11 protein-coding genes and 1 pseudogene are annotated in these 10754 nt (G+C 31.4%); 10 read left to right on the top strand and 2 right to left on the bottom strand.

The window, feature by feature from the left end; translation table 11 throughout:
* Both LBD57_RS05480 and LBD57_RS05475 read right to left on the bottom strand, forming a co-directional pair.
* A partial coding sequence (locus LBD57_RS05480) for an amino acid permease (RefSeq protein WP_373470329.1) occupies positions 1-551 on the bottom strand: 551 nt, incomplete at its 3' end.
* Positions 520-1965 carry an amino acid permease gene (locus LBD57_RS05475; RefSeq protein WP_373470328.1) on the bottom strand — a complete coding sequence of 482 codons (1446 nt, stop codon included), beginning with the start codon at positions 1963-1965 and terminating at the stop codon, positions 520-522. The genes LBD57_RS05480 and LBD57_RS05475, both read right to left, overlap by 32 nt.
* A gap of 311 nt (positions 1966-2276) precedes the next feature.
* Here LBD57_RS05475 and LBD57_RS05470 point away from each other — a divergent pair, with 311 nt between their 5' ends.
* The 10 genes and pseudogenes from LBD57_RS05470 to LBD57_RS05425 form a co-directional block, all read left to right on the top strand.
* A complete protein-coding gene (locus tag LBD57_RS05470; RefSeq protein WP_373470327.1) occupies positions 2277-3695 on the top strand; it encodes an alanine:cation symporter family protein in 1419 nt (472 codons plus the stop codon).
* 336 nt (positions 3696-4031) lie between these two features.
* The gene (locus LBD57_RS05465) at positions 4032-4799 is read left to right on the top strand and encodes a hypothetical protein (protein WP_373470326.1); all 768 of its coding nucleotides are present in this window, start codon (positions 4032-4034) and stop codon (positions 4797-4799) included.
* 152 nt (positions 4800-4951) lie between these two features.
* Positions 4952-5320, top strand: coding sequence for a CoA-binding protein (locus tag LBD57_RS05460; protein ID WP_373470325.1), 369 nt, complete (start codon positions 4952-4954; stop codon positions 5318-5320).
* Positions 5321-5330: 10 nt separating this feature from the next.
* Positions 5331-5726 carry a GyrI-like domain-containing protein gene (locus tag LBD57_RS05455; protein ID WP_373470324.1) on the top strand — a complete coding sequence of 132 codons (396 nt, stop codon included), beginning with the start codon at positions 5331-5333 and terminating at the stop codon, positions 5724-5726.
* A gap of 13 nt (positions 5727-5739) precedes the next feature.
* Positions 5740-6384, top strand: coding sequence for an HAD family hydrolase (locus LBD57_RS05450; RefSeq protein ID WP_373470323.1), 645 nt, complete (start codon positions 5740-5742; stop codon positions 6382-6384).
* Positions 6385-6434: 50 nt separating this feature from the next.
* A complete protein-coding gene (locus LBD57_RS05445) occupies positions 6435-7799 on the top strand; it encodes a sugar porter family MFS transporter (RefSeq protein WP_373470322.1) in 1365 nt (454 codons plus the stop codon).
* An 88-nt stretch (positions 7800-7887) separates the two neighbouring features.
* Positions 7888-9078: an ATP-binding protein gene (locus LBD57_RS05440; protein ID WP_373470321.1), complete on the top strand. Its 1191-nt coding sequence runs from the start codon at positions 7888-7890 to the stop codon at positions 9076-9078.
* Between the two features lie 130 nt (positions 9079-9208).
* Positions 9209-9607: a hypothetical protein gene (locus tag LBD57_RS05435; protein ID WP_373470320.1), complete on the top strand. Its 399-nt coding sequence runs from the start codon at positions 9209-9211 to the stop codon at positions 9605-9607.
* Between the two features lie 216 nt (positions 9608-9823).
* Positions 9824-10444 (top strand): DUF6088 family protein, encoded by a 621-nt coding sequence (locus LBD57_RS05430; protein WP_373470319.1) that lies wholly within the window; start codon positions 9824-9826, stop codon positions 10442-10444.
* Between the two features lie 6 nt (positions 10445-10450).
* Positions 10451-10754, top strand: a pseudogene (locus LBD57_RS05425) (nucleotidyl transferase AbiEii/AbiGii toxin family protein); the annotation flags it as partial.

The raw sequence follows: 10754 nt of genomic DNA, 5'->3' as shown, positions 1-10754 counted from the left end.
GGAACTAAAGAAGGGTCAAAGAAAAGAATATAAGAACCAGTCAAAATCATGGCACAAATAGCAATAATTTTAATAGAAGAAAACCAAAACTCAGCTTCTCCATAGGCTTTTACTGTTGTAAGGTTTACTGCATTAACTAAAATAAAAAATAGTAAAGCTGTTTTCCATGTAGCTAAATGAGGAAACCAATACTGCATATAAGCAGCAACAGCAGTAAGTTCTGCCATTCCTACTAAAACGTACTCTACCCAATAGTTCCAGCCGGCTAAAAAGCCTAAAAACTTGTTGACATAATTTGTTGCAAAATAGCTAGAAGAACCAGCCATAGGTTCGTTAGTTGCCATCTCTCCAAGTTGGCGCATAATAAAAAAGACTAGCAAACCAGCAAGTAAGTAGCCCAAAATTACAGACGGGCCTGTAGAAAAAATGGTGCTGCTTGCTCCTAAAAATAATCCTGTCCCGACTGCACTGCCAAGCGCAATAAACTGAATATGTCTGTTTTTCAGCTTCCGTTTTAATTTATTGTTTTGTACATTCTGAAATTCGTTCATGATTATAATTCCATTTTTTTGATTTAAAATTTTTAAGATTACATAAAGTGTAGCCTATGTAAACTATTAGCACCCAAATTGGAAGCGCTATAACTTGTTTAAACATTCCAAGTTTAGGTAAAGTCATAACTGCTAAGATAAAGCTATAAAAAATAAGTGTAAAATAATTTGAATAAGGATAGAACGGTGACGGAAACACCGTCCTATAGTTTTGGACAATTTTTTGCTTTTTAAATTTTATATGAGATATTGTTATCATTCCCCAGCTCAACAAAGCGCATACCACTACAAAGCTCATAATCATTTTAAAAGCATCAAACCAGTTGGGAACAAAATAGTTTAAAGGAACAACCAAAAAAGTTAATACTGTTGACACTGTAAGAGCTGGTACAGGCATTCCTCTTTTATTAGTTTTTGTTAAAAAGTGAGGAGCATTATTTTGTAAAGCAAGAGCATAAAGCATACGACTGTTACTGTAAATACAACTATTATAAACAGAAAGAGCCGCAGTTAAAATTATAAAATTAAGCACACTAGCAATATGACTAAACCCAATTTTGTCAAAGATTAAAACAAAAGGACTGCTAGCTGGAGTCAACTTACTCCAGTGGTAAAGTGATAACAATATGCCTATAGAGCCTATATAAAAAATCAAAATACGGAACACAGATTGGTTTACAGCTTTAGGAATATTTATTTTTGGGTTTTCTGTTTCTGAAGCGGCAATTCCAATAAGTTCTAATCCTCCAAACGAAAAAGTTATTACAGGTATAGCAACTATTAAACCCCATATACCCTTAGGGAATATTCCTTTAAACAGGGAAGTTGCAGCAATGTTTGGTGATGACCACAAGTTTGTTATGCTTGCTCCATTTACAAGATTGGGGTTTAAAAATAGTATATATACGCCAGTTAAGATCATAGCGCATATGGCTATAATTTTTATTATAGAAAACCAAAATTCAATTTCTCCATAAGCTTTTACTGTTATCAAATTTACAATATTAATAAGCATAAAAAAGAATAGAGCTGTTTTCCATGTAGCTAGATGAGGGAACCAGTATTGAGCATATACTGCTATTGCAGTAAGCTCTGTTATTCCTATCAGGACATACAAGATCCAATAGTTCCAGCCGGCTAAAAACCCCGGAAATTTATTCCAATATTTGTAAGCAAAATAGCTAAAAGAACCAGCCATAGGTTCTTCTGTATCCATCTCTCCAAGTTGGCGCATAATTAAGAAAATAGCAATCCCAGATATTAAGTAGCCTAAAAGAACAGAAGGTCCCGCAGCAAAAATGGCACTCCCTGTGCCAAGGAATAAGCCAGTGCCAATAGATCCGCCTAAAGCTATAAACTGTATATGACGATTTTTTAATTTACGTTTTAAAGTACTTTCTTGCGGTTGCTCCATTTAAAAAAACTCCGTTTATTAGATAGTTTTAAAATTTAAAATAATTACGGGGTCTATCTAAAAACCTTAGTACGTATATATTACAGTGAATTTTTTAACCAGGCAGGGTAAAAACGTAGAGTTTATCGAGTGATAAGCGCCAGTTTGTAACGCAGTAGTGTCAAAAAAGTCACTGACAAGGATATGCATTAGGTTTTTAGACAGACACACAATATTATAGCAAAGAAAAGTTGCATTATGCGAGTAAAATTATGTAACATCTTGGTAGTAATTACTGTCGATTGTCATTTTCTTTTTTAAAAAGAGGTGCAATGGAAAATTTCTTTTCTTTTGTCTCTCAGCTAAATTCTTTTGCTTGGGGATTTCCTGTTTTACTCGTTGTTCCTATATACATATATTTTACATTTAAAACCGAGTTTATTCAAAAAAAGATTTTTAAAGGCTTAAAGCTTTCATTAACAAAACACGAGCAATATGGACAAGGAGTATTGTCTCCTTTTCGAGTTTTTTGTACTGAACTTGCCGTGACGTTTGGAATAGGAAATGTTATTGGCATTGCCACTTCTGTAATAGTTGGTGGTGTTGGGGCTGTTTTCTGGGTGTTTATTATAAGTCTTTTTGGAGTGGCTATTAAGTATTGTGAAGCTTATATAGCAAGTAGATTTAGACAGAAAATGCTAGGGGGAGAAATTGTTGGTGGAGTAATGATTGTATATGATAAAATTCTTAAACAGGAAAAATTAGCAATTTTGTTTGCTACGCTTTGTTTAATATCTTCTACAATAAGACTTTTTAGTTTACAAGTTCATTTTATTTGCGACTTTTGTAATAAAACTTTTAATACTTCTATTTTATCAACAGGGATAGTTGTAGTAAGCATTATTTCTTTTTTTATTTTTTTAGGTATAGATGCAATTGTCGAGTTTAGTGTAAGAATTTGCATTCCTACTGCGGTTATTTATTTTGTTTTATGCTTTACAGTAATAGCTACTAATTTAGAATATTTACTTCCTGCCTTATTTAATATCTTACATGCAGCATTTTCTTTTGAGTCATTAAGTGGTGGGCTTGTGGGCTCAAGCATATTGGCAGCATTTAAAGAAGGAGGAAGAATAGGGCTTTATTCTACAGAATCTGGTATGGGTGAACTTAGTGTTATAAATGCTTATGCCCAAACAAGAAATCCATTTAGACAAGCCTTAATTTCTAGTACGGTTGCTTTTTTAGATGGAGTTGTCTGCTGTCCTTTAACAGGGCTAACGGTCGTTATAGCTTTTTTAAAAGTGCCGAGTTTAAAAAATATATCAAATATTAGCGGGGCTTATGTAATTGAAAGTATATTTTCAAATTTTCCAATGGGCGATGTATTTCTTACAATTATTATTCTAGTGATTGCTTTTAGTATGGCTCTTACAAGCTATACCGTAAGCAGAAATTTCTTTATATATTTATTTAAAACTAGTAGTATTATTAAATTCAAAGTAATATATTTAATTGTAGGGTCGTTTATTGGCTTAAAGCTTGCAAAATATGAATTGTGGAATTTTCTTTATTTTATAGATATTTTTAAAATACTTTTAACCTTTTGGGCTATTTTTGTTTTAAAAGACCTTATTATAAAAGAAACAAAAGATTATAGTGTTGGGAAAAAAATAGATATTATTAAAGATACTGAAATTTTGTATAAAGAAAAAAACATTGAAGATAAAAAATTAAAAATATTTCTTTAAACCAGAGGCCATTTTTCTTTGGAAAAATTCTATGCTTTTCTCAAATTTTGGAATAAGTTTATTTAAGGGTCTCTTTATAAAATTACTTTGGTTTGTTTACATGGTTATATTAACTTAAGACAGGTTTTACTCAGAAAACAAATTACAGGTATAAAACTATCGTTTCAAAACAAAAGTTGAGAGATTCAATTTTATCATTTGCTGCACTTTGTACAAGGCTTTTTTGGGGCATTAGAGGTATTGTACGGGACTGTGTTTCGGGTAGATTTATAATTTCCTTTAATTGTTGTACATATAATTATTATTGTATAAATCGTTGATTAAAAGGGAGAAATTATGAGTTTTTCTATAGGAGAAGCTTTTAAGTTTTCATTTCAATCTTTTAAAGAAAATTGTATTAGAATTTTGAGCATATCATTGTTTTCTATTGTTTTAATGATTGTAGCACTATATGTTATGTCAAAGTTTTTATTAATACATTTTGATGTTTTATCTCTTGCAACTACTCCAAAAGACAGGGTAGAGTTTGTATTTTTTAAAAATATTTCGTTATTAATACCGACAACTCTTCTTTTTTGTGTGACTAGCACAATTTTACCTGTATTTTATGGTTTAAAAGTGCGATTTAAAAAATATTTTTTAGATGCAGAAAAAGTAATAAATTTTATGTGTGGAATGTTTTTAATATTGTTTACCCCATCTCTTCTAGCACTAATTTTTTTTGGTATATCTTCAAAAACTAATGACGGTAGTATTGTTTTTAACATTTTCCAAACATTGTATCTGCTTGCATCTTTTGGCATTATTGTGTATTTGTTTCGTTATTTACTATTTTATATAGATGTTTTAAAAGGACAATCTGTAATAAAGTCTTTGAGAAATAGTTCTCAGATGTTAAAAGGGAGTTTCTATAAGTTTGTCACGCTAATGGTACTACTATACTTCATAAATGTAGTAGGGGTGCTGTCTGTTATAGGGGCTATTTTTATACTGCCTTTAGATGCACTTGTTTTAGCGCATGTGCATATGCAACTTGAAAAAGTTCATGAAGGTGTTTCACAAAGAAATACAGATAAGATGCATAGAGTAAAGGTTGGTTTGTAAAGGTCTAACCGTATATGCTTATTGTTCTATTTGGCAATGTTGTGCTAAAAACTTGTCTTTATCACGTAAATAAACCATTGTGCTTTTGTTCCTTGCTTTGTTAAAAAAACCACAATAATTATACGCATAGGGTTTTTAGGAGGAAATTGTTAATGGATGAAAATAAGCTTATTGCTGTTGTAGGTGTTTCTTGTGATCCAGCCAAATTTGGATATAAAATATTTACAGATTTGTTAGGTGCAGGTTTTAAGGTAGTTGCTGTAGGTGTTAGAGGAGGAATTGTTGCAGGTCATACTGTTTATAAATCGTTAAAAGATTTGCCTAATAAGCCCGATATAGTTGTAACAGTTGTTCCTCCTTTAGGTACTGATAAAACAATTGATGAGGTTATATCTCTAGGTATTAAAGAAATATGGATGCAGCCAGGCTCAGTATTAAAAGAAGCTGTAGAAAAAGCAAAATTAGCAGGGATTAAAGTTACAGATCAAGGGTGTTTTATGGTTGCGCATGGTGTTTGGTGAGGGAGAGTTTATGGTAGAGATTAGTAAAAAGCTTTATGTTATTGATAGTGTTAGGACAAATAATTTTAACGATGTTTTAATTATGCAAAAAATTGGCGGGCTTTGGCAAAAAGCATACACTCAAGTTCCACAATGCGATACAAAGTATGGAGTATATCATGATTATGCAAGCGATTTTAGAGGAGATTATACCTTAAGTGTTGCAACAGGTACAGATAATGGCAGAATCAAGATAGAATTTAGTGGTAAATACCAATGTTTTGATGTAGATATGAGTGTAGAAAATCCTCTTATTGAGACTTGGAAAAAGATTTGGTCTCTACAGATTAACAGAGCATATACTTTTGATTTTGAAAAATACAATCCTGATGGGACAGTTCAAATATATATTGCAATTAGCAAGTAAAAGGTGGATAAAAATGTTTAGTTTTAAAGCAGTGTTTTTTGATATGGACGGAATTATAGTGGACTCGATGCCATACCATTTTATCTCTTGGTTTGAAACATTAAAGAAATATAATGTCCGTGTAAGACCATCAACTATTTTTGAAATGGAAGGTGCTAAGTGGGACTATGTAATAGAGGTTGCATTTAAAGACTATCAGGTAGAATTAACCTCTGAAATAAAAGCTAGTATATGTGCTCAAAGGGAAGAACTTTTTAAAAAATATTTTAAAAGAGATATATTTTCAGGAATTCCAGAATTTATAAAACAATTAAAGAACCAAAACATTTTAGTTGGTCTTGTAACAGGTTCTCTTAAAAGAGAAGCTCAAAATATGCTTCCCCAAGATCTCTACAATCTTTTTGATACTGTTATAGGTGGTGATATGGTAACAAACGCTAAACCTCATCCTGAACCGTACTTAACAGCGGCTAGTAATTTGAAAGTAAGCTCTGGAGATTGTTTAGTTATAGAAAACGCTCCTTATGGTATAAAATCTGCAAAATCTGCTAACATGATTTGTTATGCTATTGCTACAAGTTTACCGCAAGAATCTTTAAAAATGGCAGATAAAATATTTGATAAACATAAAGACTTGTACGATTATTTTAATGGGTAGTGTTTTAAAGTAATTTGTAACGTGTTTAGCTGTAAAAGGAGAATCTAAGCATGAAAAAAATCAACACCACAATGATTTATATTTTTTGTGCTTTAGGAGGGCTTCTTTTTGGTTATGATACAGGGATTATTTCTGGTGCAATTTTGTTTATAAAACAAGATATGGCACTCAATGCTTTACAAGAAGGGATTGTAGTAAGCTCTATACTTTTGGGTGCTATGATGGGCGCTTGTATTATTACTCCATTATCAGACAAATATGGTCGTAGAAAAATGTTATTAGTTTGTGCATTTGTTTTTACTTCCGGAGCTATATTTTCTGCAGTTTCGTTAAACATGTTTTTTCTAACAGTTTCAAGAATATTTTTAGGTATTGCTGTTGGAGGTGCTTCTGCGCTGGTTCCTTTATACATATCAGAAATGGCTCCTACAAATCGTAGAGGTTCGCTTGCTACATTAAACCAACTTATGATAACAATTGGCATTTTGTCAGCTTATTTGGTTGCTTTGTTTTACGCAAATATTGCTAACGGTTGGCGTTTAATGATTGGCTTTGCTGCTATACCTGCAATCGTAGTTTTTTTAGGTGCTTTATTTCTGCCTGAAAGTCCCAGATGGCTTTTTGAAAAGGGGAGAGAAAATCAGTCCATTGATGTTTTAAAAAGACTAAGAATCAATAAAGATAATCAGCCGGACTTAGATTTGGTATCTAAAGAAATGAATGAAATGAAAGAAGCAATTTCTCAAGAAAAAGGCGGTTTTAAAGACTTAGTCCAGAAATGGGTACGTCCAGCTTTAGTTGCAGCTATAGGTATTGCTATTTTTCAACAATTTATAGGCATAAATACTGTTATTTATTATGCTCCTACAATTTTTGTTAATCTTAATTTAGGTACTTCGTCTGCAATTTTAAGTACAGTGGGCATAGGAATATTAAATGTTCTAGTTTCTATGCTTGCTTTATATATTATGGACAAAATAGATAGAAAAAAACTCCTTATTTTTGGGAGTTTAGGAATGTTTATGTCTCTTATAATTCTTTCAATTTTTACTAATATTCATGCTTCTACAAACATGTTAGGGTATATTACATTAGTCTCTTTATGTTTGTATATTTTCTTTTTTGCTCTTACTTGGGGGCCAATATCCTGGGTTATTATAGGGGAGGTTTTTCCTCTAAAAGTTAGGGGGTTAGGTGCTGGTGTTACAAGTTTGGCAAATTGGTTCTCAAATTTAGTAGTAGCTTTAATATTTCCTGTACTGTTTGAAAAGTTTGACACATATTTATTTTTAGCTTTTGCGTGTGTAGCAATACTTTCAATATTTTTTGTAAAACGTAAAGTTTTTGAGACTAGAGGGAAATCTTTAGAAGAAATAGAAATAGCTCTTTATAAAAATGCTTCTTTTAATTCATAAATATTGATAAAATTAAGTATGAGCTATAAAATTATGCTATTATACAAGAATATTATATTACACCATATAAAATGTTAAAAGAGGTTGTATGATACAAAGACCATTATATATAAATAAGTTGTTAGGATTTAAAGATAAGCAGCTTATAAAAATAGTAACAGGTATAAGGCGTTGTGGGAAATCTACTTTGTTTGAAATGTACCAGGAAGAACTTCTAAAAAAAGGAGTCTTTAAACAGCAGATACAAAGCATCAATTTAGAAGATCCGTTATACAGAGATCTTATAAATTGGGAAAAGCTTTATGATTACATTAATGCACATCTTGTTGATGATAAAATGAACTATGTATTTATTGATGAGATTCAAAATGTTGCAGATTTTCAAAAAGCAGCTGACGGTCTTTTTATAAAAAAAAATGTAGATTTGTATCTCACAGGGTCAAATTCAAATATACAGTCTGGTCAATGGGCTACTTTACTTTCGGGCCGATATGTTCAGATTCATGTCTTCCCTTTGTCTTTTAAAGAGTATTCTTCTGCGTTATCTAGCGATAATAAATTTGAGAAATTTAAACAATATTTAGAAAATAGCTCTTTTCCATATGTTTTAAATTTAAATAATGATAAAAAACAAATTTATGATTATCTTGGAGGGATATATAGTACAGTAGTATTAAAAGATGTAATAGCGAATAAAAAAATAAGAGATATAAACCGTCTTGAAAGTGTAATAAAATTTATGACTGATAATATAGGGAATATTTCTTCAATAAAAAAGATTAGCGATACTATGGTATCAGAGGGTCTTAAAATTTTACCAGTAACTATAGAAAATTATATAAATGCTTTATGTGATAGTTATATACTCTATAAAGCAAATAGATATGATGTAAAAGGGAAAAGGCTTTTAAAAACTCTAGATAAATATTATCTTGTTGATATAGGCTTACGCTATTATTTGCTCGGCAATACTAAAACTGATAAAGGACGCATTTTAGAAAATATAATCTATTTGGAACTTTTACGTAGAGGATATAATGTATATGTGGGTAAAAATGGTGATAAAGAAATAGATTTTATAGCAGAAAGCATAGACGGTACAGAATATTATCAAGTGGCAGAGACTGTAAGAGATCCTCTTACGCTTAAAAGGGAACTTTCTTCTCTTGATTTAGTGCGAGATCATAATCCCAAATTTTTGTTAACTCAAGATTTTGAACCAAACACATCACATAATGGAATAAAACAAATCAATATTATAGACTGGCTTTTAGAGTGATTTTGTTTGTATACCAAACACGTGATATATAAAGCCATTTCTTCACCTACCTTGAGCATAAGGGGTTCCTCCTATCTTTCCTTTTACCGGTCAAGTCAGGTATTATAAAGATTTTATCTTATCTTCCACTTTGATTGCTTTTGCTCAAACTATTAATATCACTAATAGTCCTAATTACACCATCTCTGGCAATAGTACTATTACTGACTCTTCTAATCCTGACTGTGGAAGAATAAATACTTCTTCCCCTTGGCTTTCTTCTAACTTTAATGTCTCTTCTAATAACTCTCTTGTTATTCATTCTACTATGCCAAGTTACAACAACATCAAATACGGCTCTGTTGATTTCCCTTTTGCTTCTTCTTCTGTTTCAGATGGTGATTCCAATGTACCTCTTAAAGACTCCTTTATCTGTTCTTCTAATTCTATTACCATTTATAATGATTTAAATCGCTCTTCCTTATATGGCTCGGTTTCTTTGTTAAGAGATGCTATTAGAAGTATCACTCCTTGTAAAAGGGAAAGATAGGAGGAACCCCTTATGCTCAAGTCAGGTATTAAGAACAAAATAGCAAAGAACACATTAAATTTAAAAAATATCCAAGCCCTTTATTTCCTGTCTTTTCCTTTAATGCGTTTTGCGTGATTTAATACAAATAGTTGACACGGTGGTTTAAATTATATAATGTTACTATAAGGGGAAAAGATAAATAGTGTTTATTCCAAAGGTAACAAGGTGATAAAAATGACATATACCGATATTGTAGAAGATTATATCGCTAAAATAGACGCAAATACGCCTATCTTTCTTCGTGATGTCAAAGAAGTTGTTAGTGGAAATGCGAAAATGATCATGACAAGAATGATGCGAAACGGTCAGCTTGTTCGCAAAGGGCGTGGCATTTATTGTAAGCCTAAGCAGACAATTTGGGGAACTTCTTGTTTGGGCAATGATGAGATTATAAAAATTAAATATTTGCAAGATGCTAATGGCAACATTCAAGGCTATATAACTGGTTGTAAATTGTTCAACCGTCTTGGATTAACTACACAAGTTCCACGCAATACTGAAATTGTTACTAACGTTTGCAAAGGTAAAAACAAGCGATTAACGGAATATGGGGTGATTATTAAACATCCTAAAATTGAAGTTGATACAAACAACTACCTCTATCAGCAACTTCTTGATGTGATAGAAAATAAAGAAAATATTCAAGTTGAAGTTGATAACCCTGCGCGCGCAATATATGGTTATTTTACCACCAATAGCCTTGATTTTGCTATGCTTTATACCATTGCTAAAAAACGCAATGCAAGCAAAAGAACTATTGAAAAAATGAGCGATATGCTCTTAGTTAGGAGTTAAGAGTATATGAATTTGCATTTAGATAAAAAAAATTTTGCCGAGATATTAAGGCTTATCAACGATGAAACAAAAATCAACCTTGATATTTTAGAAAAGGACTACTATGTTTGCCTTTGTTTAGAAGAGCTTAGCAAAAAGCAAGAAGAACTTAAAGCATATTTCAAAGGTGGAACGGCTATTTATAAAAAACTTGATGAACTTGCAAGAATTGTTCCCAAAGATAGCCTTTTATCAAGTAAAAATGCGGTAAATATTGAAGATTTTCATAGAAAACAATATACATTACCAATTAAATTGAATCCGATTGTGT

Source organism: Candidatus Endomicrobiellum cubanum (genome assembly GCF_031278955.1).
GTDB classification, from domain to species: domain Bacteria; phylum Elusimicrobiota; class Endomicrobiia; order Endomicrobiales; family Endomicrobiaceae; genus Endomicrobiellum; species Endomicrobiellum cubanum.
The sequence above is the reverse complement of the archived record's forward strand: the minus strand, read 5'-3'. Positions and strand labels throughout refer to the sequence as shown.